Source organism: Acidimicrobiales bacterium (genome assembly GCA_040219085.1).
Taxonomy (GTDB): Bacteria; Actinomycetota; Acidimicrobiia; order Acidimicrobiales; family JAVJTC01; genus JAVJTC01.
Genome location: JAVJTC010000020.1, coordinates 266,403 through 290,523, shown reverse-complemented (window position 1 = coordinate 290,523; position 24,121 = coordinate 266,403). Strand labels below are relative to the sequence as shown.

The 24,121-nt window shown below is 68.8% G+C and carries 27 protein-coding genes and 1 tRNA gene; 11 read left to right on the top strand and 17 right to left on the bottom strand.

Going from position 1 to position 24,121, the window contains the following annotated elements; all coding sequences use genetic code 11:
- Positions 1-205: transposase (locus tag RIE08_08830; GenBank protein ID MEQ8717701.1), on the top strand; the 205-nt coding region annotated here is incomplete at its 5' end.
- A 207-nt stretch (positions 206-412) separates the two neighbouring features.
- A complete protein-coding gene (locus RIE08_08825) occupies positions 413-1,612 on the top strand; it encodes a tyrosine-type recombinase/integrase (protein MEQ8717700.1) in 1,200 nt (399 codons plus the stop codon).
- A gap of 93 nt (positions 1,613-1,705) precedes the next feature.
- Here RIE08_08825 and RIE08_08820 read toward each other — a convergent pair whose 3' ends face one another.
- Positions 1,706-2,107, bottom strand: coding sequence for a hypothetical protein (locus RIE08_08820; protein ID MEQ8717699.1), 402 nt, complete (start codon positions 2,105-2,107; stop codon positions 1,706-1,708).
- Positions 2,104-3,084 (bottom strand): hypothetical protein, encoded by a 981-nt coding sequence (locus RIE08_08815; GenBank protein MEQ8717698.1) that lies wholly within the window; start codon positions 3,082-3,084, stop codon positions 2,104-2,106. Before RIE08_08815 ends, RIE08_08820 begins: the two co-directional genes overlap by 4 nt.
- A gap of 116 nt (positions 3,085-3,200) precedes the next feature.
- Between RIE08_08815 and RIE08_08810 the strand changes: the two genes are divergently transcribed.
- Positions 3,201-3,283: transfer RNA gene (locus RIE08_08810), tRNA-Gly, on the top strand.
- Between the two features lie 52 nt (positions 3,284-3,335).
- Here RIE08_08810 and RIE08_08805 read toward each other — a convergent pair.
- The 3 genes from RIE08_08805 to RIE08_08795 form a co-directional block, all read right to left on the bottom strand.
- On the bottom strand, positions 3,336-3,998 hold the full coding sequence (locus RIE08_08805) for a hypothetical protein (GenBank protein MEQ8717697.1): 663 nt from the start codon (positions 3,996-3,998) through the stop codon (positions 3,336-3,338).
- Positions 3,953-4,168 (bottom strand): hypothetical protein, encoded by a 216-nt coding sequence (locus RIE08_08800; GenBank protein MEQ8717696.1) that lies wholly within the window; start codon positions 4,166-4,168, stop codon positions 3,953-3,955. Before RIE08_08800 ends, RIE08_08805 begins: the two co-directional genes overlap by 46 nt.
- A gap of 311 nt (positions 4,169-4,479) precedes the next feature.
- Complete coding sequence (locus RIE08_08795) at positions 4,480-4,644, bottom strand: hypothetical protein (protein MEQ8717695.1); 165 nt, start codon at positions 4,642-4,644, stop codon at positions 4,480-4,482.
- Between the two features lie 117 nt (positions 4,645-4,761).
- On the opposite strand from RIE08_08795, the gene RIE08_08790 reads away from it, so the two are divergent.
- Both RIE08_08790 and RIE08_08785 read left to right on the top strand, forming a co-directional pair.
- Positions 4,762-5,100, top strand: a complete 339-nt coding sequence (locus tag RIE08_08790; GenBank protein MEQ8717694.1) for an FkbM family methyltransferase — start codon at positions 4,762-4,764, stop codon at positions 5,098-5,100.
- Positions 5,101-5,288: 188 nt separating this feature from the next.
- The gene (locus tag RIE08_08785; protein MEQ8717693.1) at positions 5,289-5,474 is read left to right on the top strand and encodes a hypothetical protein; all 186 of its coding nucleotides are present in this window, start codon (positions 5,289-5,291) and stop codon (positions 5,472-5,474) included.
- A 26-nt stretch (positions 5,475-5,500) separates the two neighbouring features.
- Here RIE08_08785 and RIE08_08780 read toward each other — a convergent pair whose 3' ends face one another.
- From RIE08_08780 to RIE08_08765, 4 genes are all read right to left on the bottom strand, one after another.
- A complete protein-coding gene (locus RIE08_08780; protein MEQ8717692.1) occupies positions 5,501-6,367 on the bottom strand; it encodes a formate/nitrite transporter family protein in 867 nt (288 codons plus the stop codon).
- 131 nt (positions 6,368-6,498) lie between these two features.
- Positions 6,499-7,947, bottom strand: a complete 1,449-nt coding sequence (locus RIE08_08775; GenBank protein ID MEQ8717691.1) for a hypothetical protein — start codon at positions 7,945-7,947, stop codon at positions 6,499-6,501.
- Complete coding sequence (locus RIE08_08770; GenBank protein ID MEQ8717690.1) at positions 7,934-8,401, bottom strand: sigma-70 family RNA polymerase sigma factor; 468 nt, start codon at positions 8,399-8,401, stop codon at positions 7,934-7,936. Before RIE08_08770 ends, RIE08_08775 begins: the two co-directional genes overlap by 14 nt.
- A gap of 25 nt (positions 8,402-8,426) precedes the next feature.
- The gene (locus RIE08_08765) at positions 8,427-8,591 is read right to left on the bottom strand and encodes a hypothetical protein (protein MEQ8717689.1); all 165 of its coding nucleotides are present in this window, start codon (positions 8,589-8,591) and stop codon (positions 8,427-8,429) included.
- A gap of 110 nt (positions 8,592-8,701) precedes the next feature.
- Here RIE08_08765 and RIE08_08760 point away from each other — a divergent pair, with 110 nt between their 5' ends.
- On the top strand, positions 8,702-10,090 hold the full coding sequence (locus RIE08_08760; protein MEQ8717688.1) for a hypothetical protein: 1,389 nt from the start codon (positions 8,702-8,704) through the stop codon (positions 10,088-10,090).
- 21 nt (positions 10,091-10,111) lie between these two features.
- On the opposite strand, the gene RIE08_08755 is transcribed toward RIE08_08760, so the two are convergent.
- The gene (locus RIE08_08755) at positions 10,112-11,575 is read right to left on the bottom strand and encodes a helix-turn-helix domain-containing protein (protein MEQ8717687.1); all 1,464 of its coding nucleotides are present in this window, start codon (positions 11,573-11,575) and stop codon (positions 10,112-10,114) included.
- A 218-nt stretch (positions 11,576-11,793) separates the two neighbouring features.
- Between RIE08_08755 and aceA the strand changes: the two genes are divergently transcribed.
- The 3 genes from aceA to RIE08_08740 all read left to right on the top strand — a co-directional run bounded on the left by aceA (position 11,794) and on the right by RIE08_08740 (position 15,750).
- Entirely contained in the window at positions 11,794-13,083 is a 1,290-nt protein-coding gene (aceA, locus tag RIE08_08750; GenBank protein ID MEQ8717686.1) for an isocitrate lyase, read from the top strand.
- Positions 13,084-13,147: 64 nt separating this feature from the next.
- Positions 13,148-13,843 carry a hypothetical protein gene (locus RIE08_08745; GenBank protein ID MEQ8717685.1) on the top strand — a complete coding sequence of 232 codons (696 nt, stop codon included), beginning with the start codon at positions 13,148-13,150 and terminating at the stop codon, positions 13,841-13,843.
- Positions 13,840-15,750, top strand: a complete 1,911-nt coding sequence (locus RIE08_08740) for an NAD-binding protein (GenBank protein MEQ8717684.1) — start codon at positions 13,840-13,842, stop codon at positions 15,748-15,750. Before RIE08_08745 ends, RIE08_08740 begins: the two co-directional genes overlap by 4 nt.
- A 16-nt stretch (positions 15,751-15,766) precedes the next feature.
- On the opposite strand, the gene RIE08_08735 is transcribed toward RIE08_08740, so the two are convergent.
- From RIE08_08735 to RIE08_08715, 5 genes are all read right to left on the bottom strand, one after another.
- Entirely contained in the window at positions 15,767-16,432 is a 666-nt protein-coding gene (locus RIE08_08735; GenBank protein ID MEQ8717683.1) for a hypothetical protein, read from the bottom strand.
- Positions 16,433-16,496: 64 nt separating this feature from the next.
- Positions 16,497-16,961: a VOC family protein gene (locus RIE08_08730; GenBank protein MEQ8717682.1), complete on the bottom strand. Its 465-nt coding sequence runs from the start codon at positions 16,959-16,961 to the stop codon at positions 16,497-16,499.
- 3 nt (positions 16,962-16,964) lie between these two features.
- A complete protein-coding gene (locus tag RIE08_08725) occupies positions 16,965-17,873 on the bottom strand; it encodes a TIGR03619 family F420-dependent LLM class oxidoreductase (protein MEQ8717681.1) in 909 nt (302 codons plus the stop codon).
- Positions 17,874-17,876: 3 nt separating this feature from the next.
- Positions 17,877-18,881 carry a hypothetical protein gene (locus RIE08_08720; GenBank protein MEQ8717680.1) on the bottom strand — a complete coding sequence of 335 codons (1,005 nt, stop codon included), beginning with the start codon at positions 18,879-18,881 and terminating at the stop codon, positions 17,877-17,879.
- Entirely contained in the window at positions 18,878-20,209 is a 1,332-nt protein-coding gene (locus RIE08_08715; protein MEQ8717679.1) for a phosphotransferase family protein, read from the bottom strand. Before RIE08_08715 ends, RIE08_08720 begins: the two co-directional genes overlap by 4 nt.
- Positions 20,210-20,251: 42 nt before the next feature.
- Between RIE08_08715 and RIE08_08710 the strand changes: the two genes are divergently transcribed.
- Together RIE08_08710 and RIE08_08705 are read left to right on the top strand one after the other, a co-directional pair.
- A complete protein-coding gene (locus RIE08_08710) occupies positions 20,252-22,228 on the top strand; it encodes an FAD-dependent oxidoreductase (protein ID MEQ8717678.1) in 1,977 nt (658 codons plus the stop codon).
- On the top strand, positions 22,229-22,726 hold the full coding sequence (locus tag RIE08_08705; GenBank protein MEQ8717677.1) for a DinB family protein: 498 nt from the start codon (positions 22,229-22,231) through the stop codon (positions 22,724-22,726).
- A gap of 12 nt (positions 22,727-22,738) precedes the next feature.
- Here RIE08_08705 and RIE08_08700 read toward each other — a convergent pair whose 3' ends face one another.
- Together RIE08_08700 and sigK are read right to left on the bottom strand one after the other, a co-directional pair.
- Positions 22,739-23,455 carry an anti-sigma factor gene (locus tag RIE08_08700; GenBank protein MEQ8717676.1) on the bottom strand — a complete coding sequence of 239 codons (717 nt, stop codon included), beginning with the start codon at positions 23,453-23,455 and terminating at the stop codon, positions 22,739-22,741.
- Positions 23,452-24,105 (bottom strand): ECF RNA polymerase sigma factor SigK, encoded by a 654-nt coding sequence (sigK, locus tag RIE08_08695; GenBank protein ID MEQ8717675.1) that lies wholly within the window; start codon positions 24,103-24,105, stop codon positions 23,452-23,454. The genes RIE08_08700 and sigK overlap by 4 nt, the downstream gene beginning before the upstream one ends.
- Between the last annotated feature and the right edge of the window lie 16 nt (positions 24,106-24,121).

Sequence of the window (24,121 nt, the reverse complement as noted above, 5' to 3'; positions counted from 1 at the left end):
GCCCCTGCTGCGCTGGCACACCACCGGGTTGACCAACGCCGCCACCGAAGGCCGGAACCTGATCATCAAGAACATCAAGCGGCTCGGCTTCGGGTTCCGCAACTTCGAGAACTATCGCCTCCGACTCCTGTTGCGCTGCGGGACCACATGGCAGACTCGCAGCGCACCATCAATACGAGGCCGCCAACCACGCTTCGCCGCGTAGAGCCCGTTAACTCGACTCGTCTCACTGGACATTTCATGAGTATCGCGCAGATCTGCGACGTCACAAGGAGAGTTCTCCCGGATGGTTGGGCTGAGGCATAGTGTGTATAGCGAGCAGATCGTTTTTTGCACGCTATGCCTCAAAACCCGAGTGTCCCTCTTATGGTGTAACGTCATCTCACGACTATCACGAGAGCCGGAGGCATCGATGACCATCACGAAACGACCCGACCGGCCGAAGCCCTACCTCGCACGAGTTCGAACCCCTAGCGGCGAGCGGTCGAAGGCATTCCGAAGGCGACAGGACGCCGTCGCGTGGGAACGCGCTCAGCAAGGCGAGATCACCCAGGGCAAGTGGATCGACCCCCAGCTCGGACGGATGCACCTGACCGAGTACGTCGCGGATCACTGGGCGCCGCTGGCGATGAAGCAGGTGAGGACGCGGACCTGGGAGCTGAACCACGGCGTCCTCCGCAACTACGTGCTCCCCCGCTTCGGCGACTGGCCTATCGCCAAGATCACGGCCACGAGCGTGAAGGAGATGATCGCCGACGACATCGCGGCAGGTCTCTCATCGAGCGCCGTCCGCCGACACGTCATCGTCCTCCGCCAAATCCTCGACGCAGCGGTCGACGATGGCCGCCTCGGACAGAACCCGGCAAAGCGGGTGAAGCTGCCACCTGAGACTTCACGCGACATGCGTGTCCTCACCCCCGAACAGATCAGTTCACTCGCCGATGCAATCGGAGACCACTACCGCCCCCTCGTTCTCACTGCCGCCTACGGCGGGCTCCGATGGGGCGAGTTGTCCGGCCTGGCCATCGAAAGTATCGACCTGTTGCGCAAGAAGGTCACGGTCGAGCGGCAGCTCCAAGAGACGTCATCGGGCAAGTTGTTCTTCGGACCGCCGAAGACAAAGGCGGGCACGCGCACTGTGACCCTGCCGTCGACGCTCGTCGATGTGCTGGGCCTTCACTTCGCCTCAAACGCCGTTCAGACGTCCCGACTGGCCTTCCCGACAGTGACCGGCAAGCCGATGCGGGCCACGAACTTCCGACGGGTCTGGCGCAAGGCCTGCGCCAGCGCAGGGCTCGATGCCGACCCAGCAACGGCCGGGCTTGTCTTCCACGAGCTTCGCCACACGGCGGCGGCGCTCGCCATTCAGCAGGGCGCGCACCCCATGGCCATCAAGGAGCGACTCGGGCACAGCTCGATCACGACCACACTCGACCGCTATGGCCACCTGTTCCCGTCTCTCGACGAGGCGATCGCAGACGGGCTCGACGACGTCTTCAAGGGCGCTGCCAAAAGCAGCAGCACCGACCTCAGCGCTCCCAGAGGCTCAACACCGTCGACCGTAAGCCACATCGACGCTCCCACGTTCCTCATGGGTGCAAATCGGGCCTGACGCCGCAGAACGAGTCGATTGAGCGGCCCGCGGAGGCTGCCAAGCCGTCGAAGAGCGGTGCTCAAGTAGCACCGCGACCGCTTGGACCGGCCATCAGCACAGTTGCCAACGCCCGCCCTCGCGAACAGCGTCGATCTTCACGAGGCCGTGACCCTCAACCATCACCGCGATCACGGCACTATCGCCGCGCGCCACGGTCGCCCGCGTCAACCGATACCGCCAGCCCTCGACCTCTAGCAGGCGCGTCACCTCCACCAGCTCGGACCCCCCGCCGCTCGGCATTGCTTCGCACATGAGGTCATCTACCGGCAAGCCTTCGCGACCGCGATGTACGTATTCGCTGAACAACGCACCCAACGCAGGCCGCGCCTCGGTCGTCTGCTCACTCCACTGGGATAGCCATACGGAACCGACAGACAGGAGAAGGACGGTGGCAACTACTGCGACCCGTCCAACCAGCGACAGCCGCTGCCATCTCTTGAGAAGAGCAATCACCTTCGCCCGCCGTTGCCGACGGAATGGATCGCCGCGCAGTCCGGCTCCGCGAAGTAAACGGCGTTGTCACCGAGATCCACGAAAACGAAGCCGCCACCACTCGTCGCCGCGACACCTGCCGGTGCGCCGACCACACACCTGCCGCCGACCCCCACCTCGTGCCACTCATCCGGGGCGCCGGGTTCGGCCAAGCCGGTGCTCAGGCCGTCCGACCACTCTCTGACGTACCCGGTCACCCGATTGAACTGCGCCACGCCACCGGTCACCAGGACCCGTCCGTCTGGGCTGGCCTCCACACTACGAACCTCGGCTAGCTCCACGGTTCCGCCGATCTCTCCATCAACAACTTCGGCCAGTTCGTCCAACCCGACCACCAGCAACGATCCCTCGGGGGTCACGGCCAGGGAGAACGGGCCGTCGACAGCGACTCGCGATGTTGCCGTGAACTCACCGTCACCTTCGGGAACCGCGAAGGAAACCACCTGACTCTGAGTCTGATCGACGGCCCACATCGTCCCATCAGCCTCGAACGCAACGTCGGTCGGCACGCCCGTGCATTGATCGCCAGCTCGTCCGACACACAATGAGCGACCGACCTCGCCATCTCCTAGGAACTCGACGACAAGCCCCTCACCCGGATACGTCACCCACACGGCTCCGTCAGGGGCGACGCCCAGGTTGGTCGGCTGACCGAACTGGCCGATCACCTCACCACGGCAACCGAACGCCGAACGCAGCACCCGCTGTTCGATGTCGATCTCCCACAGCATTCCCGCCCGGTCCAACAGATAGGTCTCCCAGCTCGGGCCCACGGCGATCTCCTGGGGAACATGGAGCCGACCGACATCACGCTCGGTCCAGTCGATCTCACAACCCGACGCATCCACCGGGGCGCGCCCACCCGAACACGACACCAGGCCGACGACGGCGCACACGACGAGCACCGCCCACCCGACAATCGACACCCGGCCCGCCATCACCCGAAGCGTAGAACCGCCTCACCGCTCCCGCCGAAACACCCCTTCACACCGCCGAGACACAGGAGTGGTCTAGGGCCAACTCGCGGACCAGGCGCGGACCAAACGGGACCAACGCGGGCATTTCCGCAGGTCAGAGCAGTGACACCCTCAGCCTTCCAAGCTGATGATGCCGGTTCGATTCCGGTCACCCGCTCCATTGACAGCACGGAGGAACCGCAGGTCGGCGCCTGTTTCCGGGCCTCCGCCGGCTACTCGTCGCCGTTCGTCATTTCGCTCTCGTTTGCGGCCTCACGCGGCCTGTCCGCGGCCTGAGACCTCGACTGCCGGTCCACGGCCTTCATCGCCCGCATCGAAAACCCACCGACGCACAGGGCGATGAAGACCACACCGAGGAGCCCCACCGCGATCAGGACGTCGTCGCCTCCCCACATGAGCGGCAGCATGAAGGCCCCGAGGAACGGGACCGACAGGACCCCGATCAGCACACCGACCGGCAGCCGGTGCTTCCAGCCCGAGACGTCCCGACCGGGCTCGCTCACAACGACCCGAGGTCCCAGTAGCTGCTCGGGGACGGCCGTGGGGTCTGGGTGATGTCCTCGGGCGGCATCCTCGGGATCTCGTGTGCCGGTGGGGGCGTCATCGCCGCCGAGTGTGTCAGGTTCGGGTATGGGCTTGGGACGGGTGATCTTGGGGGCGGGCGGGGTCCAGCGTGTGAGGTTCCGGGCGACGGTTCCGTAGAAGTCGGTGATGAGGTCGAGGACCGAGTCGATGAACCCGGCGGTCTTCTTTCCGGTCTTGCGGCCGACGCCCATCTCGCGGGTCATCACGAGGCGGAACCGGTGGGGTTCCTTCTTGTCGTCGCCGATCAACAGGTCCTTGTCGTCACGGGCGTCGCCAGCACCGCGGTCCACGACAGGTGATGCACCGACACCTCCGAATCGGAACGGACCTTCAACCCGGAGGTGGGGTGCACGCCGGGGACGGGGTCGATCTCGTTGGAGATCGTCACCACGACGTCGTAGCCGTGCTCACGGGTGATGTCCCAGTAGGTGTTGATCTGGTCGGCGATGAAGGTCTCCACCGTCCCACTGCCTCGTCGCCGTCATCGCCTTCGCCTTCGCCTTCCCCTCGCCGGTCAGCCGACAGCAGTAGGACGACTCCGGTACGCCACCGGAGGAGGCTTCTGGGGCGATGGGAGGCGACGGACGTGGTGGCGATCTGGCATCAAGGGCACACCCCCGACGGAGCGGCGGATAGGTTGTTTCCGCGATGCCGTCAACGTCTAACCCTAAGTCGAGAAACCACCGCGGTTCACACGCCGCCCGCCGCCTGAAGACGCTGCTCGTCCGATCGCGTCTTCTCGGACCCCGGGTCGCTGAGCGGCGGATCCTGTCAGGCCCGTTCCGGGGTCAGCGCCACGTGATCGACCTCAACCATCAGACGCAGCTGTGGGTCGGTCTGTGGGAACGCGAGACTTACCAATGGCTGCGGCGGTTCGTCGGGGAGGCCGTGTCGGCGGTCGACGCCGGTTCCGGCGAGGGCGAACTCGTCGTCCATCTCCTCCGTCAGTCGCATGTCCGACGGGTCGTCGCCGTTGACCCGGCTGCCACTGCTGCCGCGGCACTGTACGCAAACCTCCGGGCAAACGGATTGGCCGGCGACGCTCGTTTGACGATGCATCGCGCCTTGCTGGGATCGGAGTCGGGGCAACGCACGCTTACCCTCAACGAGGTCGCCGCCCACCTACCCCGACCTTGCTTCGTCAAGATCGACGTCGATGGCCCCGAAGTGGCGGTGCTGGAGGGTGCGGCGGAACTTCTCGCCGACCCGCAAGTGTCGTGGCTCATCGAGGTCCACGGACCCGACCTCGAGACGAGGTGCTGCGAGATCCTCACGGGTGCCGGCCTTGAGACCGAGACGATCGACAACGCCCGCTGGCGCTTGCTGATCCCAGAGGAGCGGCCCGTGGCGCACAACCGTTGGCTCGCCGCGTACTCGTCGACGGCACGGTGATGCTCCTCGGAATCAGTCCCCGTCTGGCCCGCCGGGCCGTCACGCGTCTGCGACGCTGAGCAGCCTGACGCCGGACATCGAGTTGGGCACAGGCGGACGAGACCAATCCGAAGAGCTAGTGCCGTGACCGAGAACGTTGGTGGGTTCGCGTCCACCACTTGAGTGTCGAGGTCGCGTTGGATGTGGGGATGGCTGAACGCGTCCGGGTTCGAGAGATCGACCTCACCGCCTATGACCTCACCGCCGACAAGGTCTACGGCCACGTCAAGAAGAAGAAGGGCCGGACTGAGTTCTTGGCGTTCTGCCGCTACCTACGCCAGCTCTACCCGCCCGAGGTGCGCGTCGCTGTGGGTGTTCGGGCGTTCGCCGGATAGGCCTCGGCGACCTGAGCGGCACCCTCCTAGGACGAGCGGCGCCGCAGCGGGGTGCGCTTCCGGCGCTCGATGTGGGGGCGACCGATCTGCACGAGCCGCAACACGGTCACGAGTCCCAGCCCGCCGACCATATTCCCCAGCGCCGACCACGACGACAGCCGCAACCAGTCCACGTACCCGTAGTCGGTCTCGCCGACCTGCAGAGCCGTGAACATCTTGATGGAGATGACCACGACGTGGTTCATCTTCGTCGCGCCCAGCAGGAATCCGAACGCGGCCACCGCGAGCAGCTCGCCGAACTCACTCTCGGCGTTGCGGACCATCCACGTCATCAGCGTGATCGCCGCACCAGCCAGAACGGCGAGCATGAACGACTCCGCCGTCACGCCCTGGGAGATGATGCTCTCGCCGAGGCCGACGGCCGTGTCCTCGAGACCGGGATAGGCCACGATGAGCATCGCCGCGACGAGCCACCCGCCCATCAGGTTGGTGATGTAGGTGCCGAACCACAGGCGGAAGAGCTGCAGCAGCGTCCCCTTGCCCGTGATGACCGTCGTGACCGGCAGGAAGAAGTTCTCGGTGAACAGCTCGGAGCGACCGAGATGGAGCGCGAAGAAGCCCACGGTGAACGCGAGCCCGGCTGCGGACTCCGAGCCGGTCTCGTTGAGCACGAAGATCAGTGCGAGCACCCCGAAACCGACATCGATACCGGCCATGAGGCCGGTCGCGACGAGGTTCGGAAACGGTCGGCTCAGACGGGTGGCCCCCTCTTCGACACTGCGGTCGAAACTCTCGGCCAGCTCGTCATCCTCGACCTCGAGCGCGTCCTCACGCCAACGGGGCTTACCGGCCGCGGACTCGTCTCCCGCGTCACCACCACGTCCAGATTTCACATCCCACCTCGCGAGGGTCGTCGGCCCCGGACGCTACAGGCTCCGACGAGGCGTTCGACGGCGCTCAGGCCATGCCGCCGCGTGTGATTCCGCTGGCCGTCCCCCTCAGCGGTGGGGGATGGAGTCGTTGTTCATCGCCGGCGCCAGATCCAGGCGTCGTCGACGATGTCCGTGCTGCCATCGCCGGCGCGGGTGCCGCTGTAGATGAAGGCCGCGGCTCCTACCGACGTGACGCGGCGACCGGTCCCGGGGCCGCTGTCAGCCATGGTGAACCACTGGTCGGTGACGGCGTCGAAGGCGGGTAGCCCGGTGCTGTGGATCTGGACGCTGAGGGGGCCGACAGCGCCTGAGGAGACAGCGTCCTTCTGCCCCTGTATGGGAGCGTTCGGCAGATCGCTCCAGGTGTCGGTGGCCGTGTCATAGACGCCGCCGTTGGGAACGCAGCGCCCGTAGTTGTTGACCTGGCCGCCGTCGGCGCACCCGAGGGTGGCGTTGATGAGCCGGGTGCCCTCGACGAGCCAGGGGCCGGTCGTCAACATGTCGGAGTCAGCGAGACGTTCCCACGTCCCCGAGGCGACGTCGAGTCGTGAAGAGCGCGTCAGCGACGGTCCATCGGCGCCGCCGGGTTGTTCGACGAGTGCCTTGTCGAACAGGTAGATCTGGGAGCCGTCCCAGACCATGTGGCGGTCGTAGGCGGGACCCATCGGATCGTCGGGAAGCTCCGCCCAGGTCTGCGTCGCGAGATCGAAGACGAAGTCGGCGACCGGGCCGACCTCGTCGGTCGTCGAGTAGGCCACGAGCATCGTGTCGGTCGCGACGAGCGCCCAGGCGACGTCGATACCCGACGGCGCATCGAGGGTCGTCCACGCGTCGGCGCCGAGCGAGTACCGCAACAGGACCGGCTCGTTGGTCCAGTCGGCGGTCGTCGAGAAATAGACGTCGTCGCCGAGAACCGCCGTCGCTGCCGATGTGAAACCGACGGGCGCCTCGGCGATGGAGCGCCACGTGCCGGTGTCGGGGTCATAGGCGGCGCCGTCGCGGAACTTCGGGTCCTCGGGGGTCACACAGCTCGCCGCGGCAGGACACACGAAATCGGTGCCGCCCACGACGAGCACCTCAGTGCCGGTCCACACGATCGTCGCCTCGTCGCGAGGGCTCAACGGACCATCAGGGACCCGTTCCCAGGCGATCTCCACAGGGTTCGTCAGCAAAGGATCGCCTGTGTCCGCGCCGCCCGATCCCGCGCCGTCGACCGGAGCTGACGGGCCGTCGCTCGGATCCGTCCCGTCGGCCGCGGCCGATGGGCCCTCGCCACCATCAGAAGCGACGGACACGACGTCGTCTCGATTCATCATCACGGCCGCCACCGACACCGACACGGCGATGAGCGCCACCGCCGCGGCCAGAGCCCAGGCCCACTGTCGCTGCACACCACGCACCGGATCACTGCCGGCGTCGAGAGCAGGCAGCATCAGGTCTTCGAACGCCGATGCCGGCGTAGCGGCATCCCCCAGCCGGCCCAGGGCGCGGCGAACCTCCACGCTCATCGCCACGTCGTCGCGGAAATCATCGTTCGACATCGAGCACCGTCCTCAGTTTCTGTCGTGCACGGGCGAGTTGACGCCGCACAGTTCCATCGGAGACCCCGAGACGCTGCGCCACCGCCGTCGGCGTCAGGTCCTCCCAGTACGTCAGGTGGACGACCGCCCTCTGTTGGACACTCAGGTCCGCCAGCGCCGCCAGAACGTCCAACTCGGTACCGGTTTCGGAGGAAGGCCCGAGCGCCTCGGGTAGAGCAAAGGCCTCCTCGCGACGGCGACGGCGGTCCGCTCCGCGCCAGTGCCGAGCGCTCGCGTTGGCAACGGCCCGGTAGAGATAGGCGCGCATGTCGTGTACTTCGCGGCCGCGGGCAGAGAGCACACCGACGACAGCCGTCGAGACGACATCGTCGGCATCGGCCCAACCCACCTGGGATGCGGCGAAACGGACGAGCGCGTCCGAATGCTTCTCGTAGCACTCAGCCGCGTCGCTCACCCTCATGTGCTCACGAATCGCACGGTCACACCCATACGATCCCGCAGACCGCTCCTACGGGTGACAAGGGGAGACGGCCCCGCCGGTGCTGTGCTGTCAGCCAGTCGACGATCGCATGGTTGCCACTGCGCCGCAGTCCGATCAGTCGGATCTCGACCTCGTTCGTGACCCGTGACGAAGCTCGCGTCATCGGCACCTCCCGAACTCTGCGGATCGAGGGCAGAGCGCCCTCAAGTTCGGGTCCGGAGCTGCCGACAAGAACCCGCAGGTAAGGCGTTTTCTCCCGAGAGGCAGCTAGAGGTGTCCGACGACCCGAGGGTGATCGAACCCGACGAGATCAGGGGGCGCAGCTTTCCCCTCTCGCTGCGCGGATTCGACCCCGAGGACATCCGCACGTTCCTGTTGAAGGTGGCCGACGCTCTCGAGGCGCTGGAGTCCGGCTCCGGCAAACTCGAGGACTTCCCGATGCCGTTCGACGAGATGCGCGATTTCGAGTTCGAGACCACGTGGAAGGGCGCCGACCGAGAAGAGGTCCACCAGTTCCTCGGCGAGATCGCGGACTACGCCGAATTCCGCAGCAAGCGCCAGACGCGCACGAGCCTGCTCAACGGCGGCAGGCCCCGGCTCACCGCCGTCTCCTCCGAGCCGCCGGCCACTCCATCGCAGCCAGCGGAGCACACCGAACCCGACCCGGCCCACGCGGCGCCGAGAGTCAGCCACGACGAAACCCCGCGGCACGACGACCGACCCGCGCAGCCAACCCGTCTCACCTCCGTGACCACACCCCCCACGGAGGAAGCGGTGCCGGCTCCAGCCCCGGTCGACGAGGTGCCCCAAGCTGCTCCGACCAGTCCCGAGCCCACCACCGCGCCGGTCGTCAGGGAACAGGTCGCAGACGCCCCCGCCCCAGAGCCACCCGCGCCGGCCCCCGTCACAGCGGCACCGGTCGCCGCGCACCGCGAACCTGATCCGCGTCTGGACATGTCATCGGTCTTCGACTCGGAGATCGGCGCGATCCTCGAACACGCCAGGGCTGCCGCGGCGAAGATCACCGAGGACGCCGAACGACGGGCGGAGGACTACTTCGAGGCCGCCAAGGCGGAAGCATCGAGCCGCATCGAAGAGGAGCTCGGTGAGGCCCGCTCCGACCTCGCACGGGTCCGGCGCGACGCGGAGGAGATCCGCTCGGATGCCGAGACCGCGCGCCACTCGAGCGACGAGTACTCACAGCGGGTGCGCAGCGAGGCCGACGACTACGCGGGAAGGCTCCACCTCGAGACCGACGAGTACGCGGAGCGCGTCCGCGCCGAAGCCCACACGGCAGCCGAAGGACTACGTGCCGAGTCGACCGCGTACGCCGAGGAGACCCGACGCGGGGCCGACCAGTACGCCGCCGAAACCACCGCTGAGGCGGACCGGCTGCGCTCCGAAGCCGAAGCCGAGGTCCGGCAACGGGTGGAGGCCGCCCTGTCCGACGCACGGGAGCGCCTCGAGACACTGACCCTTGCCGAGGCCGAGGTGAGGGCCCGGCTGGGAGCCGTGGCAGAGGCCGCTCACACGCTGCTCGCAGAGCCGCAGACGGACCTCGACGCGATCATGGCGGCCGCCTCCGAGGGCGACCGCGGGGAGCGTAGCGAGATGTCACTCGACGGCGACGTGTCAGTGGACGAGGAGACACACGCCGCCTGATTCCTCGGCTGTACGCGCCGCTCAAATGCCAGAGGCGTGGCGCTCGAGGAAGGCGTAGACCTCGCTCATCTCCACGCCGGGGAACGGCGAGAAGTCGCCGTCGGATGTGGCGGCGTCCAGCACGAACTCGCGATCCCGCGCCGACGGCCACGTCCGCCCCGCCCAGCGTGCCTCCAGTTGGCTCGACGAGAGGCCCCCCTCCCCGGTCGACTGGCCCGAGACCAGCCGGCGGGTCGTGTCACTGCCCCGGAAACAGCGCGCATGGGCGTCGTCGGTACCCATCGTCACCGCGTTGTGCGGGGAGCGGTCGGCCTCGACGTGGGTCACGCACCAGAAGGTGCCCGCCACCGTGTCGGTGTACTGGTAGTGCAGGGCGAAGGTGTCCTCGCTGCGAAAGACCTGACGCGGTCCCCATGTGGCGGGCACCTGCTGGCCGTCCGGTGAGCCCTCGACGTCGGTCGGGAAGGGCACGCCGTCGTTCTCGTAGGCCTTGGTGACCACGCCCGCCTCGTCGGTGCGCAGGAAGTGCACGGGGATGTCGAGGTGCCGGGTCAAGAGGTTGCACAGCCGGTGTGTCGCCATCTCGTAGGAGACGTAGAAGACCTCCTTGAGGTCCTCCGCGGACAGGTCGCCCGCCTCGGCGGCCTCGCGCAGGAACGGCACGGCGGCGGACTCGGGTGCGAGCACGGCGCCGGCGAAGTAGTTGGACTCGACCCGCTGACGCAGGTACTCGTCGACATCGCCCGGGTCGCGGTGCGAGAGGGCGAAGTGGCCGAGGGTCGACAACACGACGGACCGCGCTGCCCTTGTCGGCATCTCGTTGCGCTGGGGGATGTAGATCGCCCGGCTCGCCAGGTCGGTGACGGATCGTGCCGACTTGGGCATGTCCTGGACGCGGTTGATGGTGAAGCCGTAGTGCGCCGCCACGTCGAGCAGGGTCCGCTCGGAGATGGGCCCCACTCCCCCGTAGCCGCCCGCGGCCAGAGCCTCGGCTGCGGCCGCCTCGATCTCGGCGAAGTAGTTGCTGCGGTCCCTCATCTCCGCGCGCAGGCGTGCGTTGGCCTGTCGGACGGGGTCGACGGCCGCCCCGTCCGCTCCCCTGTCGGTGTTCCGCCAGGCGTCGTAGACGGTGACGAGGTGCTCGAGGACGTCGTCGGGGACGCGCGCACCGGGCTTCAGTTCCGGCAGCGACAGCGACACGTAGCTGGGATCGGCCTGCATGGCCTCCACGCGCATCTCGAGCTCGGCCCGGCGACTCGGCGGTGTCGGATCCAACAGGTCCGACGCAGTGACACCAAGGGCCGCCGCGATATCCGACACGAGAGCCAGACGCGGCTCGCTGTGTCCGTTCTCGACCTGGGACAGGTACGGCGCCGAGACACCCACCTGTTCGCCGACCTGACCGAGCGTGAGCCCGGCCCGCTTGCGGAAATGACGGGCGCGATGACCCAGGACGGTGAGATCGAGTCTTCCCGTGTCGGTCATGGTCATCTCTCCGGTGTCAGGTGCTCTTTGCCGAGTGTGTGCGCTGCCCGACGACCACCGACCCATCCAGGCGGAGTTAACTCTAATGATTCTTTTACCAATCTGAAAGTTACGTGGTCGTTATGTCGTGAAACATTTGCGTCTCTGTAGACGCGGCCCGATACTCGCTACGTCGCATCAGCCGGACCTCAACGGTGAGGTCCGGGAAGGAGAACCCCATGAGCACAGCAAGCTTCGAACACCAGGTCGAGGAACTCGAGCGTCAGTGGGCCACCGACCCCCGCTGGGCCGGTATCCAGCGTGACTACTCGGCCGCCGACGTCGTGGCGCTGCGGGGCTCCATCGTCGAGGAGTGCACCCTCGCCCGGGCCGGAGCCGAGCGACTCTGGGAACTCCTCGGCAGCCGTGACTACGTCCACGCGCTCGGCGCCCTGACCGGCGGCCAGGCCGTGCAGATGGTCAAGGGCGGCCTCGAGGCCATCTACCTGTCGGGCTGGCAGGTCGCCGGTGACGCCAACCTCGCCGGACACGTCTACCCCGACCAGAGCCTCTACCCCGTCAACTCGGTCCCGACGGTGGTGCGTCGCATCAACAACGCGCTGCGGCGCGCCGACCAGATCGAGTGGGCCGAATCGGGCGGAACTCCACCCCGCCACTGGATGGCTCCCATCGTGGCTGACGCCGAGGCCGGCTTCGGCGGCCCGCTCAACGCCTTCGAGTTGATGAAGTCGATGATCGAAGCGGGTGCGGCCGGAGTCCACTTCGAGGACCAGTTGAGCTCCGAGAAGAAGTGTGGGCACATGGGCGGCAAGGTCCTGGTGCCGACCCAGCAACACATCCGCACCCTGGTCTCGGCCCGCCTCGCCGCCGACGTCCTCGGCGTCCCGACGGTGCTCATCGCCCGCACCGACTCACTCGGCGCGAACCTGATCACCAGCGACGTCGACGAGCGTGACCGCCGCCACATCGAAGGCGAGCGCACCGCCGAAGGCTTCCACAACACCCGCCCCGGCATGGACGCCGCCGTCTCACGGGCCCTGGCCTACGCCCCCTACTGCGACCTGATCTGGTGCGAGACGTCGCTCCCGGACCTCGACGAGGCCCGGGAGTTCGCCGAGCGCGTCCACGAGCAGTACCCGTCGAAGATGCTCTCGTACAACTGCTCGCCGTCGTTCAACTGGAAGAAGCACCTCGACGACGCAACCATCGCCACCTTCCAGAAGGAACTCGGGGCGATGGGTTACCGCTTCCAGTTCATCACCCTCGCCGGGTGGCACGCGCTCAACGCCTCCGCGTTCGACCTCGCCCGCGGCTACACCGCCTCGGACATGTCGGCCTACGTCTCCCTCCAGGAGCGCGAGTTCCAGATGGAGGACGACGGCTACACGGCGACGCGCCACCAGCGTGAGGTCGGCGCCGGCTACTTCGACAGGATCTCGACGGTCGTGTCCGGTGGAGCTTCGTCGACGCTCGCGATGACCGGATCCACCGAAGAGGAGCAGTTCTGATCTCGACCTGAGATCGACAGCCCGCGGAGGGGCGGAACCGGCCCGGGATGACACGATGGTCACCATGACCACAGTGATCGTCCCGGGCCGCTTCTGTGGTCCGCCCGACAGCGCCAACGGCGGCATCACCGCCGGACTGCTCGCGACGCACCTGCCATTCGACGCGGTGGAGGTGACACTGCGTCAGCCTCCACCGCTGGACGCTCCCATGGATGTGCGTCTGACCTGCGAGGCGGCCGACCTCGTCAGCGACGGCGCCGTCATCGCATCCGCGCGTGCTGCGGTCCTTGCCGTGGAGGTCCCGGCTCCGGTGCCCTACGACGCCGCGGTCGACGCCGCCGCCGCCTCGCCGTGGCTCCACGACCATCCCTATCCGACCTGCTTCGTGTGCGGGCCTGCGCGTGAGCCCGGGGACGGCCTGAGGATCATGCCGGGCCCCGTCGGTGACACCGGACTGCACGCGGCCACCTGGACCCCCGACACCGACCACGGCGACGACGACGGACTCGTCCGGCCCGAACTGATCTGGGCCGCGCTCGACTGTCCCACCGGCTTCGCCGCGATGGCCGACGGCGCTATCAGCATCCTCGGCCGGATGACGGCCGGGATCACCCGTCGCCCGCCCGTCGGGGCACCCCTCGTCGTCGTCTCGTGGCTGATCGACATCGACGGCCGCAAGCAGCACGCCGCATCGGCGCTCTACGACCCCGATGGTGCTGTCGTGGGTAGCGCACGTGCGACGTGGATCGAACTGCGATGACCGCAACCGCCGCCGACCTCGGGGCGATCCTGTCGCCCATCACGATCCGTACGACGACGTTGCGCAACCGGATCGTGCGGACCGCCCACGGCACGAACATGGGCGACGGCGGGATCGACGACACGCTCATCGCGTACCACCGGGCCCGCGCCGACGGCGGGGTGGGCCTGTCCATCCTCGAGGCGGCGTCGATCCACCCGAGCTCGGGCGGCACGCTGCTGCTGCACGAGGAATCGATCGTCGACGGGTACCGCCGGATGATGGACGCCGTCGCCCCCGACGGGATGCGCGTCTTCCAACAACTCGGACATCTCGGGGCCGACGGCAGGCCCGAGGACGGCTCGCCGCCGTGGTCGGCTTCGGCCATCCCCAGCCCCTCCTGGAGGGGTGTGCAGGCAGAGGCGATGACGGCAGACCAGATCGCCGAGATCGTCGCGGCGTTCGCGCGGGCCGCCCGATGGTGCGCCGAGGGCGGCCTCCACGGCGTGGAGGTCCACTGCGCGCACAGCTACCTGCTCCAACAGTTCCTGTCGGCGAAGACCAATCTGCGCGACGACGACTGGGGTGGCGGACTCGAGGGCCGCGCACGGTTCGCCCGCGACGCCATCGACGCCGTCCGCGCCGCGGTTCCCGACGACTTCGTCGTGGGAATCCGGGTCGGAGCCGAGGGCGACGACGGCATGGACGCAGGCGACGCCGCCGCGGCGGCCGAGCACCTCGTGCAGCGCTGTGCCGTGGACTACGTGTCGGTCACCCTGGGCGGAGCGCGGGTGCCGCACCTGATCTTCGGCGGCATGCACGAGCCGTCCGGCTACGAGTTGGCCACCAGCTCACCGGTGACGGCCCGGCTCTCGGTGCCGACGCTCGTCACCGGACGGTTCCGGACGCTCGCCGAGGCAGCGGCCGTCGTGGAGTCCGGCATCGCCGACATGGTCGGCATGACCCGGGCCCACATCGCCGATCCGGACGTGATCGCCAAGACCCTCGCCGGCCATCCCGAGCGTGCCCGGCCGTGCATCGCCTGCAACCAGGGATGCGTCGGCGGCCTCGCCCGGGGCCGCATGGCCTGTGCGGTGAACCCGCTGGCCGGCTTCGAGTCTGCGCGTACACCGTCCCCCGCCGGTTCACGCAGACGGATCGTGGTCGTCGGCGCGGGCCCGGCCGGCCTGGAATCGGCCCGTGTGGCCGCAGAGCGGGGGCATACGGTGACCGTGGTCGAACGCTCGGGCGTCCTCGGCGGGGCGTTGCGCTCCGCCGCTCGACTGCCGACGCGCTCGCTCGTCGCCGACATCGCCGACTGGCAGGTGCGGGAACTGTCGCACCTCGGGGTGAGTGTCGAGACCGGCGTGAACTTCGACGCCTCGGTCGCCGCGGCGATGGGCCTCGACGAGATCGTGTGGGCCGTCGGCGCGACCCCGACCCTGGGAAGCCTCGCCGACATCGAGATCGGAGCCCCGGTGATGACGTCGGCCGAACTGCTCGCGGCGGTACCCACCGGCCCGGGTCGGATCGTCGTCGTCGACGAAGACGGGGGCTATGAGGCGCTCGGCGTGGCCGAGATGCTCCTCGACGCCGGGTTCGCCGTGACCGTCGTGTCCCCCGACCGGGTTCTCGCCCGCAGGATCCGCCTCGACGTGGTGTTCAAGCCGACGATGGACCGTCTGCGCGATCGCCGGTTCGAGGCGCTGGCGGGACGGTCGGTGATGGGCGGCGGTAACGCCGTGGTCGTCGTGGCCGATGCCGACGGGGAGGAGGCGTCGATCCCCACGGACCTCGTCGTGGTGGTGGCGAAGGAACCGACCGCCGCGCCCGATGGCTTGACTGTGCGGGTGGTCGGCGACGCCGCGGAACCCGACACGATCATGGGGGCGATCCACTCGGGCTTCGCCGTCGGAAGCGAGGTCTGAACCCCGCCCCGGGGGCTCAGGGACAGTAGAAGGCGAAGCTTCCCTGTGCCGTCTCGATGTCGCCGGAGTTGAATCTGCGGAAGAAGATCCCCTCACCCTCGGTGAAGGATCCGTCGTTGGTGAACGACGTGACCGAACTCTCCTCCGGGGTGAGATCCCGGTAGGCGGTCCCGACCTGCTCGTTCGCCCCCAGCTCGGCGATCCACTCCTGGTCGCCGATCTCGATGGAGACCTCAGGCGGATCGAACCGGTCATCGTCGAAGGTCTCCCAGTTCTCGGGCGGGATGAAGGCGTCGACACGCGACTCGGAGCCGTCCGCGGCGCCACCCGCAGCCTGCACGGCCCCGAATATCTGCTGACAGGCCGCGTCGAGGACGAAGTCGTAGCGGGTGCCGGCCAACTCGACGAACCCCTGCCCCGCGGGATTACCGATGATGTCGGTCGCCCCGTCAGGAACCAGGTCGAGCGACCTCACACCATCGCCGTCTCCACCCCCGTCATCAGAAGCCGCGGCATCGTCACCCGAAGGTGCCCCGTCATCGGACGCAGGGGCACCGTCATCGGAACCAGCTCCGTCGTCAGAGGCCGCGGATGTTTCGTCGTCGCCTCCACCGCAGGCAGCCGCGATCATCGCCACTACGACGAGGACGATGAACAACCGGCGCGCTGAGAAATCCTTCACGACGACACCCCCTGTGATCGACCTGTTCGTTGATAGCAGGTCCCGGGCGGCGTCGCGGCGCGACCTATTCGAAGTTGCCGCCTGCGAACCAGTTGGCGAACAGGGGCTTCATCGCTGTGTCGAGCAGCTCGACGCGGTCGCCCGCCGGACTCTGGACGAACACGAATCCGGCGATCTGCCCGTCCTCGCCGGCACCCCCGTGGAGGGTCTTCCACCCCGCGTCGGCGAGACGCTGGTGGTCACCGTGGAGATCGTCGCTCCAGCATCCGATGTGGTTGAGGCCCCCGTACATGGAGGCGTCCCACGGAGAGTCGTCGGGACCGTCGGCCACCTCGAACTGGACCGGGCCTTCGACGGTGTAGTTGAACCGCACGCTCGTCTGTACGACCTCGCCGTCGATGAGGATCGACAGGTCCAGGGCCTGCAGCGTGTGCCACGTCGCCCCGGTGGCCGCCGTGTAGTCGGCCATGGCCTTCTCGGCGTCGGGGACGATCACCCCGACATGGAACGGATTCGTCAACTCGAACATCTGCTACTCCCCCAGTATCCGGCGGGTCTCCGCCAGGACATCGACGTGTTCGGACCACTCCTCGCGGGTTGCTGCGATCGGGACGAGGGCGACGTGTTCGAGACCGTGCTCGACGTAGTCGCCGACCCGCGCGGCGATCTCGGCTGCGTCGCCGCTGATCATCGCCCGGTCGCCGTAGCCGTCGCCGACCTCGCTCCAGCGACTCCCCTCCCCGACCGGGTCTCCGATGCGGACCTCCATGTGGATCGAGATGGTGACATCGGCCGGATCACGTCCGGCCTCGTCCATGAATCCGCGCAGGCGCCCGAGGCGTTCGGCGAAGACGTCGGGCGGGGCCAGGGTGCCCATCCAGCCGTCGCCGATCGTGGCGGCACGGCGAAGGGCACCGTTGGAGGTACCGCCGATCCAGATGGGCGCAGGGCCCGCCGGGGCGGGCTTGATCTTGACGTCGTGGAACGAGAAATGCCCGGACTCGTATGTCGGCTGGCCGGACCACGCCGCGCGCCATCCGCCGATGTAGTCGTCGAGCCGGCCGGCCCGGTCCACCATCGGAATGCCACAGGCGGCGAATTCCTGTTCCAGCCAGCCCGCACCGACACCGAGGATGGTCCGACCGCCCGAGAGCCAGTCCAGGGTCGCCCACTGCTTCGCGAAGTGAGTCGGGTTGCGGTAGGCGGGAACCAGCACGCTCACGCCCAGTCCGACCCGATTCGTGTGCGCCGCCACTGCGCTGAGGACCGGGACCGGCTCGGGGAAGAAGCCGGGCATGCCCTCGAGCTCCAGCGGAACCGCGACGTGATCGGCGGTCCAGACGTCGTCGAAGCCCGCCTCTTCCGCACGGCGCCCCACGTCCACGATGTGGTCGAGGCTCGCGGAGCGACCCAGCTGAGGGAGGTGGATGCCGACCCGCACGGCTCAGTACCGGAAGCGTGGCGCGGGAGGATGGATCGAGTACTCGACGACCCCGTAGCCGCGTTCCCCCGTCTCGAGGACCTCGAAGTCATAGAAGGGCTCGTGGCAGTCCAGGCGGACCTCTGCGTCGTTCTCGTCACGCATCAGCCCGTTGCGGGTGTGGCCGTGCTTGCGGCCGGTGAGAACCGTCAACGTCTCGCCGGTGTCGAGTTCGAAGGTCATCGCGAACGACATGGCGGTGCGTTCGTCGTCCTCGAGATGGGGCCGACACGTCGCGTCGACGATCGCCCGCGTTCCGTTCTCGTCGCCGATCCAGCCGCCGGTGTGGGCCCGACCCTCGGGAATCGGCTGCGACGGTGACATCCAACCGAACGAGTTCAGGTGACGGTCCGGGAGCTGCACGGAAGGCCAGAAGTGCCCCCAGGACTGCTCCTCGGTCTTGCGGTAACGGGGCTCCCACGGGCTCGGGTGGGTGAAGCGGTGCGTCCAGGAGTGGTCACGGTGCGCCCAGCACGAGATGGACCGCTCCTCACCCTCGCGGGGGCCGCCGTGGGTCACGAAGGTCCCCGAGCAGTCGAGCGCCTGCTCGTAGTGCCCGCCGTAGGTCTCGTAGGTGGCCAGCGGGTTCCCGCCGTGACAGTCCTCGTAGTCGAAGGTGCCGAACCGCACCGAGTAGTCGAGGTCGAAGGAGAACTTCGGCCCGTCGAGCGTCCAGCGGTACCGCTCGAACGGTTCGACCACCGAGAACCCGAGGCGACCGTCGCCGAGGGTCTCGAACTGGCGGTCACCGGTGAGGGGCTGGCGGCTCGCCCACTGCTGGTGGACGCCGTCGATCACGTAGAAGGCGCTGGCCCGCAGGTAACCCTCGGAACGGCTCGCGTGGATGTGGTTGATACCGAAGACGCCGGCCTCACGATCGACCACCGAGAACCAGAAGTTGTCGGACCACAGTCCCTCCGCTCCGGCGGGCGGATCGTGCAGGAACTCGTCGTCGGTCGTCAGGCTCATCGCCACTCCATTTTCGGGAATCGGGTCGGGCGGGAGGCGAAACGGGCACCCAGCGCCCGCACTGGCCCGACCAGTTCGGGCCCGGCGGTGGCCGCCGCCCGACACAGGTCGGCGAACACCGTCCCCCACACGTTTTCAGGGTCCGACAGTACCGCTGACGAATCTATGTGTACGAATTCACCCAGTGCGTTCAGCGAGCGGCCGAGGTCGTCGTGATCGTGCCCGAACCAGTCAGCCAGGTGCGCTTTGAGACGCTCGTCGCTGACACGACCCGCGACGGCATCGTCCACGGGGTAGCCGCCGCGGGCCAGTGAACGTTCGACGATCGCCGGGTCCAGCGGCGGCAGGTCCGGGGCTTCCGGCCCGGTGGGGTCACCGGCGATCCACTCGACCAGGTCCCACATCCCCACCTCACCGGACTCACCCACTGCAACCAGGCGGTCGTCGTCGGCCCGGCCGTCCACGAACGCACGCAGACCCTGGGAACCCGACAGGTGCGACCGCACCCGTTCGAAGCGCAGTGCGTAGGCGAGTCGCTCCTCGTCGAGGTGCGTGCCCGACGCGGCCAGGTACCGGTCGAGAAGGTCGCCTTCGAGTGCCGCCCACCCCGCGAGGTGCCAGGTGAACGCGACGTCCGCCAACGGGTCACCGGCGCGGGCGCGTTCCCAGTCCAGGACGCCGCCGATCTCGCCGGGCGCGGTCCACAAGATGTTGGCCGGGCGGTAGTCCCCGTGGCAGACGACTCCGGGCTCCGCTGAATCCGGCAGTCGGGCCCACAGCCAGCGCAGGGCGATGATCCAGCCGGGGTGGGCCCACGTGTCGGCGAAGGCGTCGGTGACCCGGGCCAGCTCCCGCCGGTAGGTCTCCCCCACCGTCGGGACGACTCCGGCGGCGCCGGGCCGGGCAGTCAGGGCCGTAGGGTCGCCGTCACGGTGGATCGCCGCGAGCGCGTCCGCGAACGCGTGGCGGTAGCTCTCGGGGTTCTCGGGGCGCCGCACGACCGACCCCGGGCACAGCGAGTAGACCCCGAATGGTCGACCGATGGGGTTGTCCGCTGACCCCTCGACGGCGAGCACCGCCGGTGCCGGCACCACCCCTTCGACAGCGCGGAGGATGCGGGCCTCAGAGGCCGGGTCGTAAGGCTCGACGGTCCCACCCTCCGGGGCGACGCGCACGATCACGGACCGTTCGACCGTGTCGACGCGCAAGGTGACCCAGGAGTAGCCGCCGCTGAGGCGTTCGACCTCGACGGCTCCGGCCGACGCCACCCCTGCGCCATCCAGCGCCGCGGCGACAGCGGACGGCGAGATGTCGGGAGGCGTCCTCACGTTGCGGGACCGTAGTCCGTGGTTCCCCTACGCTCCTGCTCCATGACCGCCTACCCGCATCTGTTCACGCCGATCACGCTGGGATCCGTGGAACTGCGCAACCGCGTGACCCTGTCGGCGATGACCACCGGGTTCGGGTTCGTCGACGGTGCGCCCACCGACGACACGCTGGCCTACTACAACCGGCGGGCGACCGGTCTGGGGCTCGCCACCGTGGGCTTCTCGGCTGTGCGACCCGAGGGTCGGGTCGAGAACCAGATCGCCTGGATGTGGCCCGAAGACGCCGCGTCCTCGCTCGAACCGCTCGCGGACGCCATCCACCGGGCGGGAGCCGCCGCGGGGATCCAACTCGGCCACGGCGGCCGCCAGGTCTCACCGAAGGTCACCGGCACGGACCCGGTCGCGCCCTCGGCGGTCCTACCCGAGGTCCACGTGACGATCCGGCCCCACGAGTTGTCCACGACGGAGGTCGAGGACGTGATCGGGTCCTTCGCCACCGCCGCGCGGCGCGCCGTGGACGCCGGTTTCGACGTGATCGAGTTGCACGGCGCCCACGGGTACCTGGTCCAGCAGTTCCTGTCGGCGGACGCGAACCGCCGCGAGGACCGCTTCGGGGGCGAGACCACGATCGAACGGGCGACGTTCGCTGTCGAGGTGATCCGCGCCATTCGCGCGGCGGCCGGCGCCGCGGCCCTCGTGGTCCGCATGAACGGATCGGACATCGCACCGGGTGGGATGACCGTCGACGACGCGACGGCCATCGCTCCCGTCCTGGTGGATGCGGGCGCCGATGCGCTGCTGGTCTCGGCGGGTGTGTACGGATCCGTGCCGTGGACGATCCCCCTCCTCGACGACGCCGACGGTTGCTTTCTCGACCTGGCAGCGGCCGTGCGGTCCACCGTCGACGTACCCGTGATCGGCGTCGGCCGGATCGCCACCCCGGCCGAGGCGGAGGACGCGATCTCCTCCGGGCGCTGCGACGCTGTGGCGCTCGGACGCGCCCTCCTCGCCGACCCCGACTGGGCCCCCAAGGCACTCGCCGACCGGGCCGAGCGGATCCGGCCCTGTCTCGCCACGGTGCAGGGATGCGCAGGGCAACTCCAACACGGCGGGCAGATCTCGTGCTCGGTGAACCCCGACGTGGGTCGCGAGACGCTCGCGGCTGCGGCGCCGCCAGCCGGGGCCGGGGCCGACGCGTCGCCGGCGCGGATCCTGGTCATCGGCGGTGGTCCCGCCGGGATGGAAGCCGCGCGGCGGGCCGCTGAACACGGCCACACGGTGCGACTCCTCGAACGCGACAACACCATGGGCGGCGCGATGCGTCTCGCCGCCCGCACTCCGGCGCTCGCCCACTTCGCGCGACTCACAGCGTGGTTCACCGCCGAACTGGAGCGACTCGGGGTGGAGGTCATGACCGGCGTCGAGGCCCCCACCGGCGCCGGCACAGAAGGGAGCCCCGTGGCCGGAGCGTGGGACCTCGCGGTGGTGGCCACGGGCGCCGTGACGGTCCCACCCGTTCTCGACGGGTACGAGGAACTCCCCGCATGGACGGCGGAGGGCCTCCTCGCCGGGGAGAGATCGTCGCTCGACACGGAACTCCCGGACGGGCCCGTCGTCGTCCTCGGCACCGACCAGTACGGACTCGCGGTGGCCGAGATGTTGCACCGTCAGGGGCGGGCGGTCACCGCGATCTCTTCGGTGAAGCCGGGCCGGGACCTGTCCGGGGTCGCCCGGCGCGCCTACCTGAGCCGACTCGCGGGAGCCGACGTTGCCGTGGGCGAACCCCTGGCGCTGTCGGCAGGCGGCGTCACGTGGCGCGACCACGAAGGCACCGAGAAGACCGCTCCCGCCGTCGCGGTCGTCGTGGCCGAGCCGCGCCGAGGGGTGTCCGTGGGCCTTCCCGGAATCGCCACCGTCGAGACGGTCGGCGACGCGAAGGATCCGCGCACGATCGGCGACGCGATCACCGAGGCACGCGACCTGGTGGACGCGTTCACACGGGCACGGGGGCAGCGCTGAATGGAACGGATCCATCCCGACTTCACCGGCGACGAACGGACGCTGCTCACCCAGTTCCTCGACTACCACCGTGCGACGCTGCTGATGAAGACCGACGGCCTCGACGAGAGCCAGGTCCGACGGACCGTGGCCGGTTCGGACATGTCGCTGCTCGGACTCGTCCGGCACATGGCCGAGGTCGAGCGGTTCTGGTTCCGGATCTGCTTCGTCGGCGAGGACATCGGCGCCCGGTGGGTGAACGACGCAGGCCGTGACGCGGCCTTCCACCCGAGCGGAACCGACACCCTCTCGGAGGCGACGGCGGCCTACCTCGAGGAGATCGAGCGGGCCGACGAGATCGTCGCGACCGCCTCGCTCGATGGCCGAGTCGTCCACCACCCCCGCGGCCACCAGATCGACATGCGCTGGATCCTGATCCACATGGTCACCGAGACGGCCCGTCACAACGGCCACGCCGACCTGATCCGCCAGTCGGTCGACGGCGTCACCGGCCGCTGAGGCGGCGCTGGCTCAGGCCCGGGAGACCTCTGCGAGGTAGAGGATCTCACCGGTGGGGCTGGGCGATCCGCCCGCAGGCTCGATCGTGATCCCCCACGCCTCGGAGTCGTCGAAGGCCACCTCCAGCAGGGCCGTGACCGAACCGCCCTCGTCCGGCACGAAGAGCCCGGCGGGACGGGCCTCGTCGCCGCGCAGCGACCACAGTTCGTAGGTCTCGCCGGACCCCGGAGCGGCGAGACCGGCGCCGACGACCACCGCTGCGTCACGCTCGGGCGACCAGACGACACGCACGGTGCCGTCGCCGACGGCACCGTCGAGAACCGTGGTGACCGCATCGGGCGCGGTCAGCACCGAGGCCAACTCGACGGCGTCGTCGCGCTCGCCCCCGGCGTCGAGGCCGAACAGGACGGCTCCGACGACCACGACGACCGCGATCACCGAGGCCGCGACGGCCAGCAGTGTGCGCCCGCGCCTGACCCGGGCGAGCGGCACGACCACGGGGGCGTCCTGGCGGGTCCGGGCGACCTCGGCCATGACCCGGGCCTTGAGGTCCGGCGGCGGGGCGTCGGCCACGGCGCCGGCGAGCGCCGCCGCGGTGGCACGGAACCCGGCCACCTCATCGACGCACAGCTCACAGTCGGTGTAGTGCGCCTCGTAACGGCGCCTCTCGTCGGGATCGAGGGCATCGAGCGCGTAGGCCCCGGCGAGGAGGTGGATGTCGTCGGTCATGATTCCACTCCCATGGTGTCGCGTAGACGTATCAGACCGTCGCGTATCCGTGTCTTCACGGTCCCCTCGGCGACGCCGAGAAGCACAGCCACCTCGCGGTAGGTGTGACCCCCGAAGTAGGCGAGTTCGACGGCCTCGCGTTGCAGGTCGGTCAGTTCGTCGAGACTGCGCCTGACCCGCTCTCGTTCGAAACGATCCTCGACGTCGGTGGCCACGGTGTCCTCGACAGTCGGTTCGAGGCGGCTCACGCGGTCGTTGCGGTCGCGGTGGGCCTGCTCGGAGCGGACCCTGTCGACCGCGCGGCGGTGCGCGAGCGTCGCCGTCCAGGCTCTCACCGAACCACGCCCGGCGTCGTAGCGCGCGGCGATGCGCCAGAGTTCGACGAAGACTTCCTGGGTGACCTCCTCGGCCCGGGAGGGGTCACGCAGAACCTTGAGGACGACGCCGTGGACGAGCGGAGCGAGTTCGTCGTACAGCAGGGCGAACGCGGCCTCATCGCCGCGCGCCGCCCTGACCATGAGTTCGTCCGCCGACGATGCCTCTTGCGCCGTGTCGGGCACGGCGCGCAGGCGACGGAAGGGGTTCACACCGTCCATGGTGGCCGCGGCGGTGGCAGGTCCCACCCCGTCGGGGGCCGATTCGGACGTCATGGGCGTTCCGTTGTCC

Coding starts and splice junctions, on each gene's coding strand:
- RIE08_08775 (MEQ8717691.1), bottom strand. CDS start 7,947: ATGTCGAACGATGATTTCCGCGACGACGTGGCGATGAGCGTGGAGGTT.
- RIE08_08745 (MEQ8717685.1), top strand. CDS start 13,148: ATGACCACAGTGATCGTCCCGGGCCGCTTCTGTGGTCCGCCCGACAGC.
- sigK (MEQ8717675.1), bottom strand. CDS start 24,105: ATGACGTCCGAATCGGCCCCCGACGGGGTGGGACCTGCCACCGCCGCG.
- RIE08_08785 (MEQ8717693.1), top strand. CDS start 5,289: ATGGCTGAACGCGTCCGGGTTCGAGAGATCGACCTCACCGCCTATGAC.
- RIE08_08825 (MEQ8717700.1), top strand. CDS start 413: ATGACCATCACGAAACGACCCGACCGGCCGAAGCCCTACCTCGCACGA.
- RIE08_08815 (MEQ8717698.1), bottom strand. CDS start 3,084: ATGGCGGGCCGGGTGTCGATTGTCGGGTGGGCGGTGCTCGTCGTGTGC.
- RIE08_08755 (MEQ8717687.1), bottom strand. CDS start 11,575: ATGACCGACACGGGAAGACTCGATCTCACCGTCCTGGGTCATCGCGCC.
- aceA (MEQ8717686.1), top strand. CDS start 11,794: ATGAGCACAGCAAGCTTCGAACACCAGGTCGAGGAACTCGAGCGTCAG.
- RIE08_08790 (MEQ8717694.1), top strand. CDS start 4,762: ATGCATCGCGCCTTGCTGGGATCGGAGTCGGGGCAACGCACGCTTACC.
- RIE08_08730 (MEQ8717682.1), bottom strand. CDS start 16,961: ATGTTCGAGTTGACGAATCCGTTCCATGTCGGGGTGATCGTCCCCGAC.
- RIE08_08795 (MEQ8717695.1), bottom strand. CDS start 4,644: ATGGACGACGAGTTCGCCCTCGCCGGAACCGGCGTCGACCGCCGACAC.
- RIE08_08710 (MEQ8717678.1), top strand. CDS start 20,252: ATGACCGCCTACCCGCATCTGTTCACGCCGATCACGCTGGGATCCGTG.
- RIE08_08700 (MEQ8717676.1), bottom strand. CDS start 23,455: ATGACCGACGACATCCACCTCCTCGCCGGGGCCTACGCGCTCGATGCC.
- RIE08_08705 (MEQ8717677.1), top strand. CDS start 22,229: ATGGAACGGATCCATCCCGACTTCACCGGCGACGAACGGACGCTGCTC.
- RIE08_08720 (MEQ8717680.1), bottom strand. CDS start 18,881: ATGAGCCTGACGACCGACGACGAGTTCCTGCACGATCCGCCCGCCGGA.
- RIE08_08765 (MEQ8717689.1), bottom strand. CDS start 8,591: ATGACGCGAGCTTCGTCACGGGTCACGAACGAGGTCGAGATCCGACTG.
- RIE08_08740 (MEQ8717684.1), top strand. CDS start 13,840: ATGACCGCAACCGCCGCCGACCTCGGGGCGATCCTGTCGCCCATCACG.